Annotated in this window: 18 protein-coding genes; all 18 read right to left on the minus strand. The window is 66.8% G+C overall.

The genetic code is table 11. The annotated features are described in order from the left end of the window. Positions 1-2: 2 nt before the first annotated feature. A complete protein-coding gene (gene minD / locus APAU_RS08490; RefSeq protein ID WP_006301318.1) occupies positions 3-803 on the minus strand; it encodes a septum site-determining protein MinD in 801 nt (266 codons plus the stop codon). A gap of 11 nt (positions 804-814) precedes the next feature. Then, complete coding sequence (locus tag APAU_RS08495) at positions 815-1,489, minus strand: septum site-determining protein MinC (protein WP_006301319.1); 675 nt, start codon at positions 1,487-1,489, stop codon at positions 815-817. Next, positions 1,486-3,240, minus strand: coding sequence for a penicillin-binding protein 2 (gene mrdA, locus APAU_RS08500; RefSeq protein ID WP_006301320.1), 1,755 nt, complete (start codon positions 3,238-3,240; stop codon positions 1,486-1,488). Before mrdA ends, APAU_RS08495 begins: the two co-directional genes overlap by 4 nt. After that, positions 3,233-3,700 (minus strand): hypothetical protein, encoded by a 468-nt coding sequence (locus APAU_RS08505; protein WP_006301321.1) that lies wholly within the window; start codon positions 3,698-3,700, stop codon positions 3,233-3,235. The genes mrdA and APAU_RS08505 overlap by 8 nt, the downstream gene beginning before the upstream one ends. Next, complete coding sequence (gene mreC / locus APAU_RS08510) at positions 3,697-4,470, minus strand: rod shape-determining protein MreC (protein WP_006301322.1); 774 nt, start codon at positions 4,468-4,470, stop codon at positions 3,697-3,699. The genes APAU_RS08505 and mreC overlap by 4 nt, the downstream gene beginning before the upstream one ends. Before the next feature lie 22 nt (positions 4,471-4,492). Continuing rightward, a complete protein-coding gene (gene mreB, locus APAU_RS08515) occupies positions 4,493-5,548 on the minus strand; it encodes a rod shape-determining protein (protein ID WP_006301323.1) in 1,056 nt (351 codons plus the stop codon). A gap of 131 nt (positions 5,549-5,679) precedes the next feature. Beyond that, on the minus strand, positions 5,680-6,348 hold the full coding sequence (locus APAU_RS08520) for a JAB domain-containing protein (protein WP_006301324.1): 669 nt from the start codon (positions 6,346-6,348) through the stop codon (positions 5,680-5,682). Positions 6,349-6,358: 10 nt separating this feature from the next. After that, complete coding sequence (locus APAU_RS08525; protein ID WP_006301325.1) at positions 6,359-6,988, minus strand: MBL fold metallo-hydrolase; 630 nt, start codon at positions 6,986-6,988, stop codon at positions 6,359-6,361. A 2-nt stretch (positions 6,989-6,990) separates the two neighbouring features. Further along, positions 6,991-7,440 (minus strand): D-aminoacyl-tRNA deacylase, encoded by a 450-nt coding sequence (gene dtd / locus APAU_RS08530; RefSeq protein WP_006301326.1) that lies wholly within the window; start codon positions 7,438-7,440, stop codon positions 6,991-6,993. Between the two features lie 4 nt (positions 7,441-7,444). Beyond that, positions 7,445-9,727: a RelA/SpoT family protein gene (locus APAU_RS08535; protein ID WP_006301327.1), complete on the minus strand. Its 2,283-nt coding sequence runs from the start codon at positions 9,725-9,727 to the stop codon at positions 7,445-7,447. Beyond that, positions 9,724-11,421: a DHH family phosphoesterase gene (locus APAU_RS14665; protein ID WP_006301328.1), complete on the minus strand. Its 1,698-nt coding sequence runs from the start codon at positions 11,419-11,421 to the stop codon at positions 9,724-9,726. Before APAU_RS14665 ends, APAU_RS08535 begins: the two co-directional genes overlap by 4 nt. After that, on the minus strand, positions 11,418-11,822 hold the full coding sequence (locus APAU_RS08545) for a LapA family protein (protein WP_006301329.1): 405 nt from the start codon (positions 11,820-11,822) through the stop codon (positions 11,418-11,420). Before APAU_RS08545 ends, APAU_RS14665 begins: the two co-directional genes overlap by 4 nt. Positions 11,823-11,991: 169 nt before the next feature. Then, on the minus strand, positions 11,992-12,867 hold the full coding sequence (gene secF / locus APAU_RS08550) for a protein translocase subunit SecF (RefSeq protein ID WP_006301330.1): 876 nt from the start codon (positions 12,865-12,867) through the stop codon (positions 11,992-11,994). Between the two features lie 25 nt (positions 12,868-12,892). Beyond that, on the minus strand, positions 12,893-14,275 hold the full coding sequence (secD, locus tag APAU_RS08555; RefSeq protein WP_006301331.1) for a protein translocase subunit SecD: 1,383 nt from the start codon (positions 14,273-14,275) through the stop codon (positions 12,893-12,895). Between the two features lie 88 nt (positions 14,276-14,363). Further along, positions 14,364-14,744: a preprotein translocase subunit YajC gene (yajC, locus tag APAU_RS08560; RefSeq protein WP_006301332.1), complete on the minus strand. Its 381-nt coding sequence runs from the start codon at positions 14,742-14,744 to the stop codon at positions 14,364-14,366. Positions 14,745-14,843: 99 nt separating this feature from the next. Then, positions 14,844-15,473, minus strand: coding sequence for a redox-sensing transcriptional repressor Rex (locus APAU_RS08565; protein ID WP_006301333.1), 630 nt, complete (start codon positions 15,471-15,473; stop codon positions 14,844-14,846). Between the two features lie 43 nt (positions 15,474-15,516). Beyond that, positions 15,517-15,897, minus strand: coding sequence for a RidA family protein (locus APAU_RS08570; RefSeq protein WP_006301334.1), 381 nt, complete (start codon positions 15,895-15,897; stop codon positions 15,517-15,519). 64 nt (positions 15,898-15,961) lie between these two features. Next, positions 15,962-16,234: an RNA-binding S4 domain-containing protein gene (locus APAU_RS08575; protein WP_006301335.1), complete on the minus strand. Its 273-nt coding sequence runs from the start codon at positions 16,232-16,234 to the stop codon at positions 15,962-15,964. Positions 16,235-16,329: the final 95 nt, after the last annotated feature.

Genomic DNA, 16,329 nt, shown 5'->3' on the forward strand with positions numbered 1-16,329 from the left:
CCCTAGAACCCGAAGATCTTGCAGACCTTGGAGAACAGGCCCTTCTGCTGGGCCGCGTCCAAGGAAAGCAGGGGGACGTCCTCCCCGTCCAGCCGGCGCGCCACGTTGCAGAACGCCTGGGCGGCGGGGGACAGCTCCGCGAGGGTCAGGGGCTCTCCCCGGTTGCTGGAGGTGACCACCGTGTCGTCGTCCGGAACCACCCCGATCAGGTCCACCGCCAGGATGTCCAGCACGTCGGAGACGTCCATCATGTCCCCCTTTTTGACCATGTGGGGACGGATCCGGTTGATCACCAGGCGGATGGGGGCTTTGCCCATGGACTCCAGCAGACCGATGATGCGGTCCGCATCCCGCACCGCCGAGACCTCCGGAGTGGTGACCACCAGAGCCTCGTCCGCTCCCTCCGCGGCGTTGCGGAAACCCGCCTCGATGCCTGCGGGGCTGTCCACGAAGACGAAGTCGAAGTCCTCCCGCAGCTCGTCGCAGATGGCGGTCATCTGATCCGCCGTGATGGCGTCCTTGGTCCTGGTCTGGGCGGCGGGGATCATGAAGAGGTTCTCCACCCGCTTGTCCCGCACCAGGGCCTGGGCAAGCCGGCAGGATCCCTCCGCCACGTCCACCAGGGTGTAGACGATGCGGTTCTCCAATCCCATCACCAGGTCCAGATTCCGCAAACCGATGTCCGCGTCGATGGCCACCACCTTGCGGCCGCTCTTGGCCAACGCCACCGCCAGGTTCGCGGTGGTGGTGGTCTTGCCCACGCCTCCCTTGCCGGAGGTCACCACGATCACCCGTGCACCCAACACAATCCCTCCTAACGCTCTCGTCGAAGGTCCCCGTCGGTGCCGGGCCAATCCCCCACCACCACCGAGTCCTCCTCCACCGAGACAAGCACCGAATGGCCCCACCAGGGAGCCCCGCGATCCATGGAGCCCACCCGGCAGCCGATGCGCACCTGGGTGGCCTCGAACACCCGCACGGAGACCGTAGCCTCGTCGTCCCCCTCCATGCCCGCATGCACCAGGCCCTGAAGGCGGCCCAGCACCACCACGTGCCCCAGGGCGAAGACCTCCGCCCCGTCGTTGACGTGGCCGCAGACCACCACGTCCCCCCGATGCTCCACCCGCTGTCCGGAACGCAGGGACCGGCGCAGACACAGGGCAGGCTGAAGTCCCTGCCCCTTTCGGACCGAGGAGACGGGTTCCCCCACGGGCAGCCCCGCCGCCTTGAACCGTTCCAGGGTCGCCCCGTCCAGGCTCTTCCAGGACAGGACCGTCATGCCCCCGGGCCAGACGAACCCCTCCAGGATGCGCTGCAACAGCCCACCCGAGAGGTTGCGTCCCTGAAAGTCCAGCACCACCTTGGCGCCGGAGAGCATGTGAGCCCCTTCCGCCAGGACGCGGGAAAGCTCCCCGGGCAGGTCCGCCTCCGGGATGGTCTCGGGGACGACGCACCGAAGGGCCTCGGCGGTTCCCTTGAGTTGGATCATGGTCCCGTGCCTCCTTTGCGGTCATGCTGCACCAGATACGAGAGAATTTTACCCACCAGGGGAGCGGCCACGGAAGATCCGTGCCCTCCCCCCTCCACCAGAGCCACCGCCACGAACCGGGGGCGTTCCACGGGGGCGTAGCCCACGAACCAGGCGTGGTCGTCCCCGTGGGGGTTCTGGGCCGTCCCGGTCTTGCCCGCCACGGTCACCCCGAAGGCTCCCGCCCGCTTGCCCGTTCCGCTTCGCACCACTTCCTCCAACCCTCTCTGGAGGGACCGAAGCCCCGACTGAGGGATTCGAAGGTCCTTGCGGGGGAAGCGCTCCCGGGAGTTCAAGTGGGGAATCACCAGGTGCCCTCCGTTGGCCACGGCGGCGTACACCCGGGCCAGCTGAAGAGGAGTCATGAGAAGAAACCCCTGGCCGATGGAGTAGTTCACCGTGTCTCCCTTGTACCAGGGCTCCCGAAAGCGCTTCTTCTTCCAGGCGGGACCGGCCAGGTTGCCCGACGCCTCTCCGGGGATGTCGATCCCCGACGGAGAACCCACCCCCAGGATGGCGGACCACTTCAGGAGCCGTTCGATGCCCAGCCACACTCCGGTCTGATAAAAGAACACGTCGCAGGAATCCCGGATGGCCTCCAGCAGGTTCTCCGACCCGTGACCGGAGTGCTTCCAACACTTGAAGGTCCGGTTACCCAGGGTATAGTACCCCGGACAGTAGACGGTGGTGTGGTTGTTCACCACGTTTTCCTCCAGAGCGGCGATGGTGGTGACGGCCTTGAAGGTGGATCCGGGGGGGTAGGTCCCGCTCACGCACCGGTCCATCATGGGTCGGGCGGGGTCCTTGAGCAGATCGTTCCACTCCCGGGAGGAGATGCCCCAGGTGAGGGGGTTGGGGTCGAAGGTGGGGGAGGAGTAGAGGACCTTCACCCCTCCGTCCTGCACGTCCAGGACCACCAGGGCCCCCTTCTCGTTTCCCATGAGTTCCGCCGCCACCCTCTGGGCTCCCAGATCCAGAGTGAGACGAAGGTCCTCTCCCCGGGCAGGCTCCCGCCGGGAAACCTCCCGCAGCCGTCGCCCTCGGGAGTCCACCTCCACCGCCTCTTCCCCCACGTCCCCCCGAAGGCGTCCCTCGTAGAACGCCTCGATCCCCGTCTTCCCGACCCCGTCCCCCCCCTGATACCGGGCATCCGCAGCGGATTCCAGCTCCTCCCGGGTGATCTCCCCCACGAACCCCGTGACGTGGGAGACCAGGGCCCCCGCCGGGTAGACCCGTCGCCAGACCGGAAAGGGAAACAGGAGGGAGGAAAACTCCGGATCCGCCACCAGGTCCGCCACCTGGGCCAGGGTCAGGTTGTTCGCCAGGCTCACCGCCCGGTAGGGGGCCACGTACTGCTTCTCCACCATCTCCGTCAAGGTGGCCTCGTCCAGGGGAAAGCCCTTCCGCCGAAACAGCTCCACCACCCGCTTCCGGTTCTCGGGCTTCTGGAGATCCATAGGGTACCCCTTGACGTCGAAGGTCCGCACGTTCACCGCCAGGGGCGCTCCGTTGACGTCGGTGATCACCCCGCGAGGGGGCAGCAGGCGCACCAGACGCAGCCGGTTACGGGAGGCCAGCTCCACGTAGCGATCCGCCCGAAGGACCTGAAAGTACCCCAATCCTCCCATCAGAGTCAGGAGAAGCACCACCGCCAGCACCCGCACCCGCTCCAGGCGCTGGTCCATGGAGAGCCGCTCGAACCCTTTAGTCATGGGTTTTTCGACGCCACAGCAGGATCAGGGAGAAACCGAGGACGAGGGGCAGGGCGGTGAGCTGCTGGATCGCCAGGAGGCGAAAGGCCGCGGCGCTCCGATCCCCCCACAGGAGAAACCGGGCGGCCCCCAACCCCAGGTGGGCGATCCCCGCCATGAGGATCCAGAGCATGGGGGTCCTCCCCGCCATGGGGGTCCGGTACCACAGAGCGGAAGCCACCGTGAGGGCTCCTGCCTGGATGGCCGCGGTGATGCCCGGAACGCTGGTCCAACGGAGGTCCCAGAGCAGGCCGCCGAAGAAGGCGAACCAGACCCATCGTGGGAGGAGGTCCCGGGCATCCTCCTCCCGGAGGGCCCGCTGGAGGACTCCCAGGAAGAAGAGATCCGGCACCACGAAGAAGCCCAGGAAGAGGACCTGCATCAGGTCCTGCAGAAGCCAGAGTCCCGCCAGGAGGATCATGGGGTCTCTCCCGGGGGGATCAGGATCTCCAGGGTATAGAGCTGGGTCAGGTGGGCTCCCAGCACCACCCGGTAGAGCTGGAATCCCCCGCTGGCTCGCCCGGGGGACCAGATCCGCCCCACGGGGATGCCCGGAGGGACCGCTTCGCCCACCAGGGCGGTGGAGAGACGCATGTCCCGTTCCAGCCGTTTTTCCGCGGGGATGTACTGAAGCCACACGTTGCCCCGGTCGTCCCCCGCCAGGACGCCCAGGTCCCGGGTATCCTCCACCACCATGGCCAGCAGGGATTCGGAGGAGGTCAGGAGACGTACCCAGGCGTAATCCTTCCCCACCCGGTCCACCGTGCCGATGAGGTAACCCTCCGAAACAGCGGGCGCCCCCAGGACGACCCCGTCCCGAGATCCCCGGTCCACCCGGACCTCGCTCCACCACGCTTCGGGGTACCGCAGGGTCACCTTGGCCCCCACCAGAGAGCCCGTTCGGGGGGGCACCGGTTCCGCCAGCACCTCCAGCCTGCGCCGCAGGGCCAGGTTCTCCGTCTCCAGGTCCAGCAGTCGCTCCTTGAGGGTCTTGCGCTCCGCCACCCAGGAGGTGAAGCCCTGGGCCACCATGCGCAGCTCCAGCATGGGGCGCTCGGGCCAGGAAAGGCTCTGCCCCACCAGGTCCACCGCAGGACGGGACCAGGGAGCGTGGAAGCTGCTCCAGGCAAGGATCAGTCCCGCGACGGCGGCCAGAGCACCGTGAAACCAGAGGGATTCCAGGCGACGCATGAAGGGGGGGACCGGAAGGCCCCTACGCTCCGCCGCCCTCGACGGAGACGGTGATCTTTCTGGTCAGGTCCATGCTCTGGAGCATCTTCCCCAACCCCAAGGCCACGGAGAAGAGGGGCTGCTCCGCCAGGTGCACCGGCACGTTCAGAGCGTCCGCCAGTCGAAGGTTCAGCCCCCGGAGGTTGGCTCCGCCCCCGGTGAGCATGAGCCCCTGATCCACGATGTCCTTGACCAGCTCCGGCGGGGTCTTCTCCAGGGCCATGCGGAGCATGTCCTCGATGCGTTCGATGATGGGGGACAGGGCCTCCCGGACCTCCACGGAGGAGACCCGGACCACCTTGGGCAATCCGTCCATGAGATCCCGCCCCTTGACCTCCATCTCCAGCTCCTGCTCCAGGGGCGCGGCGGAACCCAGGGCGAACTTGATCTCCTCCGCCGTGGTCTCCCCGATGGAGAGGGTGTAGTTCTGCCGCATCATGGCCACCAGGGCGTTGTCCATCTCGTCCCCCGCCACTCGAAGGGAATGGCTGATGACGATGCCCCCTAGGGAAAGCACCGCCACCTCGCTGGTTCCGCCCCCGATGTCCACGATCATGTTGCCCCGAGGCTCGTGGATGGGCAGCCCCGTGCCCAGGGCCGCCGCCAGAGGCTCCTCCACCACGAAGGCCTCCCGGGCTCCCGCCCCCAGGGTGGCGTCCACCACCGCCCGCTTCTCCACCTCCGTGACGCAGGCGGGCACGCACACCACCACCCGGGGGTGCACGAAAAGCCGCCGCCCCTGGTTCGCCCGGACCATCACGTGCTGGATGAGGTTCTCCGTCATTTCGAAGTCCGCGATGACCCCGTGCTGAAGGGGACGCACCGTCTCCACCCCCGCGGGGGTCTTGCCGATCATCCTCTTGGCTTCCATCCCGATGGCCAGGATCTCCTTCTGGCCCTTCCGCCCGGACTTCCGCGTGGCCAGCACCGAGGGCTCGTTGAGCACCACGCCCTTGTTCTCCACGTAGACCACCACGTTGGCGGTCCCCAGATCGATCCCCACATCCCGACTGAACCATCCTGCAAGGAACTTGAACACCCGAACCCCTCCGCTCGACCCCCGCAAGGACGCGTGACGCCGTCCGTCCAAAGGGCGCGACATAGTAAAAGGGAACCTTTCGGTTCCCGAGAGACTTCCTTTAGGTTGAGCATACCGCAAGGGAAGTTGGGTCACAAGACGGGGGGACCGTCCTCCTCTCCCCAGAACGCCCCTCCCGCCAGGACATAGTGCCCCGCAAGCTCGATCCCCAGAAACCGGAGGCACTCCCTGCAGTGCTTCGTCAGGGCCCGGTCCTCCTCGCTGAGCCGGGGATCCCCGCAGGGGTGGTTGTGCCACAGCACCACCCGGGCCGCGTCCAGGCGCACCGCCCGCCGCCAGAGGAAACGCAGGTCCACGAAGGCCCCGTCGAGGCCGCCGTAGGAGACCACCTGTTCGTCCAGACAACGTTCCTTGGGGTCCAGGAACAGGGCCCCCACCCACTCCCGTTCTTCCTCCTCCACGCGCAGGGCCCGGTCGCGCAACCGATCCCGCCAGGACGTCTCGGGCTCCCGTTCCTCCCGTCTGAGGCGGCAGCCCAGCTCCAGGGCGGCGCACAGCACCGCGGCCTTGGCGGGTCCCAGGCCGGAGAAACCCGTCAGCTCTCCGGCGGGGATGCGGGCCAGTCCCCGAAGCCCCCCGTAGGTCTCCAGGAGAGCTGCTCCGGTCTGCAGGGCGTCCCGATCCCGAGTCCCGGTGCGCAGAAGCACCGCCAAGAGCTCCGGGGCGGAGAGGTTCGAGGCCCCCTCGGCCAGGAGGCGCTCCCGGGGGCGGTCCTGGGGAAGAAGCTGGCGAATCCGCATGGCATCAGCCTCAGCGGGGCCAGAAGGGGTTGTTCCGCCGCTCCTCCCCGATGCGGGTCTCCGGGCCGTGGCCGGGAAGGACCCGCAGTTCGTCGGGAAGCTCCGCCAGAACCCGAAGGGAGGCCTCCAGAAGCTCTTCGCTCCCCCCCGGCAGGTCCGTCCGGCCGATGCTTCGGGCGAAGAGGGTGTCCCCGGCGAAGAGGACCCGTTCCTCCCCTTCCGTCACCAGGAGGCAGATCCCTCCGGGGGTGTGGCCGGGGGTGTGGATCACCCGGACGGTCAGGCTCCCCACCGCCAGCTCTTCCCCGTCCGCCAGGATCCGTTCCGCCGGATCGAAGGACAGGGGCTCCCCCATGAAGGTGGAGAGGTTCTTCCCCGGTTCCAGCAACATGTCCGCATCGCCCCGATGGATCGCCACGCCGCACCGGGAGAGGGGGCGCATCTGCGGCAGTCCCCCGATGTGGTCCCCGTGGCCGTGGGTGAGAACGATCCACTCCAGGGTCAGCCCCTTATCCTCCAGGAAGGCCCGGACCTCCGAGGCCTCCCCCCCCGGGTCCACCAGGAAGGCATGCCCCCCCTCGTCCCAGACCAGGTAGCCGTTGGTCCACAGGGCTCCCAGGGGGAACCGTTTGATCTCCATCCTCATTCGCTCCTCTCGGTCTCCAGGATCAGGGTGACGGGGCCGTCGTTGGCCAGCTCCACCCGCATCAGGGCCTGGAAAACCCCGGTCTGGACCTCCGGCCCCTTGCTCCTCAGGGCCTCCACGAAGGCTTCATACACCCCCGCCGCCTCCTCGGGCCGGGCCGCCTCGGTGAACGAGGGACGCCGCCCCCGGCGGCAGTCCCCGTACAGGGTGAACTGGGACACCGCCAGCACCGAGCCCCCCACGTCCAGAAGGGATCGGTTCAGCTTCCCCTCCTGATCCTCGAAGACCCGCAGGTGGACCACCTTCTCGGCCATCCACTCCACTTCCTTGGGGCCGTCCCCGTGGGTGATCCCCACCAGAAGGCAGAAGCCCGGGCCGATTTCCCCCGTCCGGACCCCCTCCGCGAAAACCCGAGCCCAGAGGACCCGCTGCAGCACCACCCTCAAGCTCTCACCCCCGCTGCACTTCCTGCACCCCGTTGAGCCCGCTCAGCCGGGCCATGACCCGGTAAAGGTGCTCCACGTCCCGCACCTGCACCTCCACGCTCATCCGGGCCCGGGTGCCCCCCGCCACGCTGGCCTTGATCCCCACCACCCCGCCGTCCGCAGCGCCGATGGCCTGGGTGACGTCGGAGAAGAAACCCGGACGATCCACCCCCTCCAGGCAGACCCGGGCCACGTAGCGGGACTGTTTCGGGTTGCCCCAGGCCACGGTGACCAGGCGGTCCCCCCCCTTGGCGGTGACGTTGGGACAGTCCCCCCGGTGGATGGTGATGCCCCGGCTCTTGGTGACGCAGCCCGTAATGGGGTCTCCGGGCACGGGACGGCAGCACTGGGCCAGGGAGACCAACACCCCTTCCGCCCCCTCCACCACGATCTCCGCATCCACTTCCTTGCGGGGCGGGGGCAGGATCTCTTTCTTCGTCTCCTCCCCGCCCCCGTGGGGCCGATCCACCCCCAAGCGGGCCAACACCCCCTGGGGGGTCTGGTTGCCTCCTCCCACCGCCAGGATGAGGTCCTCTCCCCCGCCGTACCCCAGCTCGTGGCCGATGTGGTTGATCTGGGGCATAAGCCCCTCCAGGGTCACCTCTTTGTTGGGGTAGCGCCGGACGATCTCCCGCTCCAGAAGCTCCCTCCCCCGGACCAGGCGTTCCTCCCGCTCCGCCCGATCCTGCTGGCGGAAGTAGGCCCGGATCTTGTTGCGGGTTCGGTTGCTTCGGGCGATCTTGAGCCAGTCCCGGGAGGGTTTGCCCTGGGGGGAGGTGAGGATGCGCACGATGTCTCCGTTGGAGAGGACGTGGTCCATGGGGACGATCCGCCCGTTCACCATGGCCCCCACGCACCGATGCCCCACCTCCGTGTGGATGGTATAGGCGAAGTCGATGGGGGTGGACCCGTGGGGAACCGAGACCACCTCCCCCTTAGGGGTGAACACCAGCACCTCCGAGGAGAGCACGTCGGTCTTCAGGTTGTCCAGGAACTCCGTGGGCTCCGAACCGTCCTGCTGGGACTCCAGGACCTGGCGGATCCAGGTGAGGCGCCGATCCAGCTGGTTCACCCGCTGCTTGCCTTCCTTGTAGTGCCAGTGGGCGGCGATGCCGTACTCCGCCAGGCGATGCATCTCCCAGGTGCGGATCTGCACCTCCAGGGGTTCCCCGCTGGGGCCCAGCACGGTGGTGTGGAGGGACTGGTACATGTTGCTCTTGGGGTTGGCGATGTAGTCGTCGAACTGCCCCGGGATGGGTTTCCAGATGGTGTGCACCAGCCCCAGGACCTGGTAGCACTCCGCAAGCCCCCCCACCACCACCCGGAGGGCCAAAAGATCGTAGAGCTGGTCCAGGGAGAGGTTCTTCCGACGCATTTTTTCGTAGATGCTGTAGAAGTGCTTGGGGCGCCCGTTCAGGGACGCCTCTACCCCCTCCTCCAGGAGCCGCTGCTGGAGGATGTCCAGGGCCTGCTTAATGATGGCCTCCCGCTCCGGGAGCTTCTTGCGGACCCGGCGGCGGATCTCGTAGTAGATCTCCGGGTCCAGGATCTTGAAGGACAGGTCCTCCAGCTCCCGCTTCACCTGGTAGATCCCCAGGCGGTGCGCCAGGGGCGCGTAGATCTCCAGGGTCTCCTTGGCGATGGCCAGCTGTCTGTCCCGCCGGTGGGCCTGGAGGGTCCGCATGTTGTGCAGCCGGTCCGCCAGCTTGATGAGTACCACCCGGATGTCCTTGGCCATCACCAGGAACATCTTCCGGAGGTTCTCCGCCTGGTAGTCCTCGATGGACTTGAAGGGCAGCTTCCCCAGCTTCGTGACCCCGTCCACCAGGGTCAGGACCTCCGGCCCGAACCGCTCCTTCAGGACCGCATCCCCCACGGGGGTGTCCTCCAGCACGTCGTGGAGCAACGCCGCGGAAAGGGTCTCCACGTCCAGCTCCATGTCCGCCAGGATGGAGGCCACGCTGATGGTGTGGACCACGTAGGGCTCCCCGCTGTGGCGTTTCTGCTCCCTGTGGGCTTCCGCGGCGAACACCAGGGCCTCCCCGAGGCGCAGGAGATCCTCCTTGTCCAGGTAGCGGGCCGCCTTGGACCAGAGTTCCTGCAGCACCAAGCGGACGGAGCTGACCCGATGGTCCTCCGGCAGGCGCCCCACGAAGCTCTCCATGAGGTTTCGCAGCGCCCGGTCCTGGGCGAAGGAGCTCTTGGGACGCACCACCCCCGAGGACGGAGGAAGCTGGGATTCGCTCATCCGACACACCCCCCCGCAGCGCTTCCGACGGGGGCTCCCTGGACGATCCGCTCCAGGTAGAGACGAAGCTGCCTGCGCCCACGCCAGACCTCCTGCCTGGGGCGGTAGATCCACCCCTGGGGGATCACCCGCTCCAGAAGCCGCTCCTCATCGAAGGCCACCAGTTCACAGCGCCCCAGGAGGACCTTGAACACCTTGCCCGTCTTGCCCAGGGGCTGCACCGAGGGGATCGCGCCCCCCGCATCCAGGAAGAGCGGGGAGGGGTTGCCCATGCCGAAGGGGCGCAGCACCTCCGCCTCCGCCCACGCTTCCGGCGTCAATGCCTCCAGGGGCCAGGCCAGGACGTGCAAGGGCTCAGAAAGGAGGGGAACGTCCCGGAGAAGCTGCTCCAACCGGGGACGGACCTTCCCCCAAAGCCCCGGTTCCACGGCAAAACCCGCCGCCTGCCGGTGCCCTCCCCATGCCGCCAGATCCGAGGACAGTTCCTGGAGGACCGCCACCGCATCCCCACCCCCGCCCTCGGGCATCCGCAGGGTCCCCCGAAGCTGCGTCCCCGTGGGGGCCACCAGGGCCACCGGACGCCCCCGTTCGCTGCACAGGCGGCTGGCCACGCTGCTCAAGACCCCTACGGGCCAGTCGTTTCCCTGGTGGACGTGGTGGTCCCCGTCTCCTCGGGCATCCCGGTGCACCTGCCCGGAGAGGAAGCGGCGCTTCTGGTTCAGGTCTACCAGGTTCCGCACCAAGGGGTCCAGTGGCTCGTCCCCGGGATGGAGGAGACGAACCGCCTGCTCCGCCAGGTCCAGCCTGCCTGCGGCATTGAGGCAGGGGATCACCTTCATGGTCAGGTCCTCCTCGTCCACCTTCGGGGCCTGGAGATCCAACTTCTCCAGCAGCAGGCGAAGCCCTCGCCTGGGGGCGGAACGAAGGACCTGAAGCCCCCTCCGGACCAGGCTTCGGTTCAGGGGGTTCTTCAGGCTGACGCAGTCCGCCAGGGTCGCCAGACAGACCAGGTCCAGCCTCTCCTCCAACCACTCCCGAGGAGCCGCCTCGGTCCGGGAGGCCCAGGCCCACAACACCCCCGCGGCGCACAGCTGGCGAGCGGCGGGGGAGGATGCCGGCTCCGCGTGGGGGTTCACCAGGACCGCATCCTCCGGCAGCACTTCCCCGGCCTGGTGGTGGTCGAAGATGGCCACGGGAATGCCCGCCCTTCGGGCTTCCCGCACCGCCTCCAAATCCTTGGTGCCGCAGTCCACCACCACCAGGAGATCGCACCCCCGACTGGCGATGGTGCGCACCACCGACTCGTGGAACCCGTATCCCTGGTTGAAGCGATGGGGGATGAAGTAGCGCACCGAGGCACCCCGCAGGAGCAACAGCTCCAGGGCCAGGGTGGTGGAGGTCAGGCCGTCCACGTCGTAGTCCCCGTAGACCACCGCCCGTCCTCCCGGAGGCAGCGCCTCGAAGAGTTCCCGAGCCTTCCGTTCCGAGGGGGTCAGGGGCAGGGCACGCAGCAGCCCTTCCAGGTCCGGGGACAGCCAGCCGGGGAGCCCCTCCGAAGCGCTCCCGAACTCGGGGTCCTGCAGGCGAAGGAGTCCGACGAGGAAGGGAGAAAGACCGAGGCGACGGGCCAGGAGGCACGTCGCCTCATCCACCTGGTGGACCCGGATTTCCTCCGGGGCGTGGGCGAGGATCAAGGGTGTCCCTGCATTCCTTCCTCGGAGGCCTCCAGGGGGGCCGGATCGGCGAGGGAAACGCCAGCGAAGGAAGGATCGGCGGCGGGCTGGGGAAGGACCTCCTGCCCGTTTCGATGCTGGAACGCCGCAAGCAGGGATTTCCGTTCCTCCTCCAAACCTTCCGCCCGCTTCTCCGCCGCCTTGAGCTGGCTGCGGTACTTCTTGCGGACCTCCAGCAGGGCCCCCAGGGAAAAGAGCCACATCAGCACCACTCCGGAGGAGAAGAGCAGCACCTCCCACAGCCCCTGGGGCACCGTCCGTTCGTACAGGAGGAAACGCACCGTCACGTCCCCGGGATTTTGGAAAGCGTACAGAGCCGAGAGCAGCATCGCCAAGGCCACCGCCAGAGTGTAGCTCTTCATGGGGGTTCCTCCTCACACTGCGAGTTTGCGTTGCCCCACCATCATACCCCAGTCCTTGCGGTGGCCCAAGAGGAGCGCGGGCACTGGGGTTGTTCCTTCTTCCTGCACACAAAAGGGAGGGGCCGAGGCCCCTCCCACGGGATCGAACGGAGGAACGGAAACCGAAGGATCAGTACTTCGGGGAGCGGAGATACCACTCCGCCACCACCGCGCTGGCGATGTAGATGGAGCTGTAGGTCCCCACGGTGATCCCCACCAGGAAGGCGAAGGCGAAGTTGGAGATGACCTCTCCCCCCAGAAAGTACATGGCCAGAACGGGCAGGAGGGTGGTGAGGGAGGTGTTGATGGTCCGGGAAAGGGTCTGGTTGACCGATTCGTCCACCAGGTCCACGATCCCCTTGCCCCGCAGTTCCTTCCAGTTCTCCCGGACCCGGTCCAGAACCACGATGGAGTCGTTGAGGGAGTAGCCCACCACGGTGAGGATGGCGGCGATGAAGGACACCCCCACCTCCTTCCCCGTGAGGCTGTACACCCCCAGCATCAGGATCACGTCGTGAAGCAGGGAGAAGATCGCCGCCATGCCGAAGCGGAACTGGAATCGGAAGGCCATATAGGCCAGGATGCCCCCCAGGGCGAGGATCAGCGCCACGAAGGCCTGCTGGCGCAGCTCTTCCCCCACCACGGGGCCCACGGTCTCCAGGCGGAGCACCTGGATCTTGCCGAACCGTTGGCCCAGGGCCCCCAGGACCTGCTTGCGGTTCTCGCCGGACTGGGACTGGAAGCGCACGATGACCCCCCGGTCGCTGTAGGCCTGGATGGTCGCCTGTCCCTGCCCCACCCCCGCCAAAGCCTCCCGGACCTGCCCCACCTCCACCGCCGCGGGGAACTCCACCTGCAGGAGGATCCCGCCGGTGTAGTCCACGCTCAGGTTCAGCCCCTTGGCGATCACCAAGCCCAGGCTCAGGACCATGAGTGCGCAGCTGATCCCCAGGGCGAGACGCCGGTATTTCATGAACGGAATGTGCCACTTGGAAGTATCGAACATGTCGTATGCTCCTCAGAAGGGAAGGCTACAGCGCCAGGCTGCGCTTCCGGGCCAGCATCATCTGCAGGATCGCCCGGGTCACCACCACGTTGCAGAACACCGCCGCCACGACGCCGATGCTCAGGGTCACGGCGAAGCCCCGGATGGGACCGGAGCCGAAGTAGAAGAGAACCCCCGCGGCGATGAGGGTGGTGATGTTGGAGTCCAGGATGACCACCAGGGCCTTGCTGAACCCGGCGTCCAACGCCGCCAGAAGGGTCTTCCCGGACCGGTATTCCTCCCGCATCCGCTCGTAGATGAGGATGTTGCCGTCCACCGCCATCCCGATGGTGAGGATGATCCCGCCGATGCCCGGCAGGGTCAGAGTGGACTGCATAAGGATCATCCCCGCCATCACCAGGAGCAGGGAAATTCCCAAGGCCAGGTCCGCCGCGATCCCCAGGATCCCGTAGTACAGGAGCATGAAGACCACCACGAGGCCTGCTCCGATAAGCCCGGACTTGATCCCTTCCCGCACCGAGTCCGCCCCCAGGGTGGGCCCCACGGAGCGGTTCTCCAGAACCTCCACCTTCACCGGCAACGCCCCGGCCCGAAGCATGATGGAAAGCCTCTGGGCCTCGGACTCGGAGAAGCGACCGGAGATCTGGGCCTCCCCGCCGCTGATCCGCTCCTGGACCACCGGGGCGGAGACCACGATGCCGTCCAGGACGATGGAGATCTGCTTGCCCACGTTGGCTGCGGTGGCCTCGTCGAACAGGCGGGCCCCCTCTTTGTTGAACTTCAGGGAGACCACGGGACGGCTGAACTGGTCGAAGGCCGTGCGGGCATCCTTGAGGTCCTTCCCCGCCACGTACACCGGCCCGAGGAGGTAGACCCGCCCCTCCTCGTCCCGAGCCACCTGCATACCCGGCTTGCCTGCGACCTGGGCCTTCATCTCCTCCGCCACCCGGTCCACTTCCGCCTTGGCGGCGGCCCACCGGGTCTTGGCCTGCTCGAAGGAAGCGTCGCTGTCGTAGTTCTTCCGCTCCGGCCCGGGGGGAACCTCCGGGGAGACCCCTTCCACCTTGCGGAACTCCAGCAGGGCGGTGCGTCCGATGAGATCCAGGGCCGCCTCCGGGTCCGCCACGCCGGGAAGATCCACCGCCACCCGGTCCTTGCCCTGCCTCTGGATGACCGGTTCCGTGACTCCATACTGGTCGATCCGGTTGCGCAGCACCGCCAGGAGGCGTTGGATGCTGTCCTCAGTGATGGGGCTTTCCGGCGTGCCCACCGCCTGCAGGACGATGTGGGCTCCCCCTTTCAGGTCCAGCCCCAGCCGCACGCGCCCCTGGATGGGGAACACCACCAGGGCCGCCGCAGCGGCGACGGCCACCACAAGAAGCAGCCGCCAACGATCCCTTTTCAACATGGTCCTCCGTCCTCCTCTTCCGAAAGGAAGCTCCAGGGGCAAACCAGCCGCTGAAGCCCGATCATGCCCGGCTTCCCCGGGGTCATCCTTACTCTTCCTTGGAAGGGGCTTCCTCGGAAGAGACGTTTTCTTCCTGGGTCTTTTCCGGGACGTCCTTTTCCTTCGGGCCCTTCTTGGGGGGCTGCTTGTCCTCCGGGCCACGCTTCACGGAGATGGATCCTTTGAGGATCCGCATCTTGACACCCTCGGCGACCTCGATGATGTAACTGTCGTCCAGGAGTTCCCGGACCACCCCGAAGAAGCCCCCCGCCGTGACCACCGTATCCCCTCGGCCGATGGATGCCAGCATCTGGTCGTGGGCCTTCTGCTTCTTCTTCTGAGGCCGCACGATGAGGAAGTAGAAGATGACGACGAAGAGCGCCAGCGGCAACAGCATACCCATGATTCCACCCTGCTGCGCGTTACCCAAGAGAACCCCCTCCTTCTGGTCTTCACACGGAAACGTGCGCCCTCACCGCCGGTGCGGGCGCACGGGGATTATTGTACCATGGGCGCAGGAATCAAACAGCTACCTCTCTTCCTTCTCCTTGAGATAGAAAAGAAGTTTTTCCAGTTCCACGGAAATATCCACGCTGTACACCAGAAGCCCCTCCGGGACCACCACCGTGGTGGGAGCAAAAGTGAGGATGCCCCGTACCGTGCCGCTCTCCACGGCCTTGTCCACGCAGGCCTGGGCCGCCGCCGCGGGAACCGAGAGGATGAGCACCTCGATCTTCTTCTCCCCCATGACCGCGGCCATGTCCTCGAAGGGGTAGCACGGCACCCCGAGGATTTCCCGGCCCGCCTTTTCCGGGTCCACGTCGAACAGGGCCTCCATGTGGAACTTCTCGCTCTTGAAGGCCGTGTGACCCAGCAGCGCTGCCCCCAGATGCCCCACTCCCGCCAGGGCGATCCGCCAGACCCGAGGCGGGGAGAGGATGGTCATGACGTGCTCGTAGAGCCGGTCCACGTGGTACCCCACCCCGCGCTTGCCGATCTCCCCGAAGTAGGAAAGATCCTTGCGAACCTGGCTCGCCTTGATTCCCAGCATCTCCCCGATCTGCTGGGAGGAGACGACGCGACGACCTTCCTCGTGAAGCTGTCCCAGAAGACGGTAGTACTGGACGAGCCGTTCCACCGTCGGTTCCGCAACCTTCATCCCGCACCTCTCCCCCGTCCACGCACCCCTGGTCGTGAAGCTCTCAGGCTTTGTAGGCCACGACCTCGATCTCCACCAGAGCCCCCTTGGGCAGACCGGCCACGGCCACGAAAGAACGGGCCGGGGGGACCTTGCCGAAGAAGCCCTTGTAAACTTCGTTCACCGCCCCGAAGGCGGCCATGTCGGTGACGAACACCGTCACCTTCACCACGTCGTCAAAGGTCAGCCCCTCCGCCTCCAGGAGTCCCTGGATGTTCCGAAGCACCCGGTCCGCCTGAACGGCCACGTCCCCGGAGACAATCTCCCCGGTGGAGGGCTCCAGGGGAGTCTGCCCCGAGAAGAACCAGAAAGGACCGGCGGCGATTCCCTGACTGTAGGGGCCGATGGCTCCGGGCGCCTTGTTGGTGCTCACAGCTCGCTTCATTGCACACACCTCCATTGGGTTGGTCGTGTTCCTGAGGCAGAGTAAATCCAGAAGAGCCGTCCGGCTACCAGGGCTTTTCCTCCCGGTCCACCCGACGCTCTTCCACCACTTCAAAACAGGGCTGGCCTCTCTTGAGGGACCCTTCATCCTCCGTCAGGACGCGCAGGGCAAGCACCCGATTCGGAAAGGCGACCTCCAGCAGATCTCCCGCCTTCACCGCCGCGGACGGCTTCGCTCCCCTGCCGTTGACTCGAACCGCCCCGATGTCCACCATCTCCTGGGCGACGGTGCGACGCTTCACGATCCGCGCGAGTTTGAGAAAACGATCCAATCGCACTTTTGCCCCTCCATTAACAAGCTCGCTGGCAGTATAGCAGAGGTGCCGGAGGAGGTGCAACGAGACGTCCGACGCGTTCGACCCTGAGGCACCGC

The sequence above is a fragment of the Aminomonas paucivorans DSM 12260 genome (assembly GCF_000165795.1).
Taxonomy (GTDB): Bacteria; Synergistota; Synergistia; order Synergistales; family Synergistaceae; genus Aminomonas; species Aminomonas paucivorans.

Excerpts from the sequence above, each read along its gene's own strand:
- APAU_RS08535 (WP_006301327.1), bottom strand. The coding sequence starts at position 9,727 with ATGAGCGAATCCCAGCTTCCTCCGTCCTCGGGGGTGGTGCGTCCCAAG.
- APAU_RS08565 (WP_006301333.1), bottom strand. The coding sequence starts at position 15,473 with ATGAAGGTTGCGGAACCGACGGTGGAACGGCTCGTCCAGTACTACCGT.
- APAU_RS08520 (WP_006301324.1), bottom strand. The coding sequence starts at position 6,348 with ATGCGGATTCGCCAGCTTCTTCCCCAGGACCGCCCCCGGGAGCGCCTC.
- APAU_RS08495 (WP_006301319.1), bottom strand. The coding sequence starts at position 1,489 with ATGATCCAACTCAAGGGAACCGCCGAGGCCCTTCGGTGCGTCGTCCCC.
- APAU_RS08570 (WP_006301334.1), bottom strand. The coding sequence starts at position 15,897 with ATGAAGCGAGCTGTGAGCACCAACAAGGCGCCCGGAGCCATCGGCCCC.
- secF (WP_006301330.1), bottom strand. The coding sequence starts at position 12,867 with ATGTTCGATACTTCCAAGTGGCACATTCCGTTCATGAAATACCGGCGT.
- APAU_RS08505 (WP_006301321.1), bottom strand. The coding sequence starts at position 3,700 with ATGATCCTCCTGGCGGGACTCTGGCTTCTGCAGGACCTGATGCAGGTC.
- secD (WP_006301331.1), bottom strand. The coding sequence starts at position 14,275 with ATGTTGAAAAGGGATCGTTGGCGGCTGCTTCTTGTGGTGGCCGTCGCC.
- mreC (WP_006301322.1), bottom strand. The coding sequence starts at position 4,470 with ATGCGTCGCCTGGAATCCCTCTGGTTTCACGGTGCTCTGGCCGCCGTC.
- APAU_RS08525 (WP_006301325.1), bottom strand. The coding sequence starts at position 6,988 with ATGGAGATCAAACGGTTCCCCCTGGGAGCCCTGTGGACCAACGGCTAC.
- mrdA (WP_006301320.1), bottom strand. The coding sequence starts at position 3,240 with ATGACTAAAGGGTTCGAGCGGCTCTCCATGGACCAGCGCCTGGAGCGG.
- APAU_RS08545 (WP_006301329.1), bottom strand. The coding sequence starts at position 11,822 with ATGAAGAGCTACACTCTGGCGGTGGCCTTGGCGATGCTGCTCTCGGCT.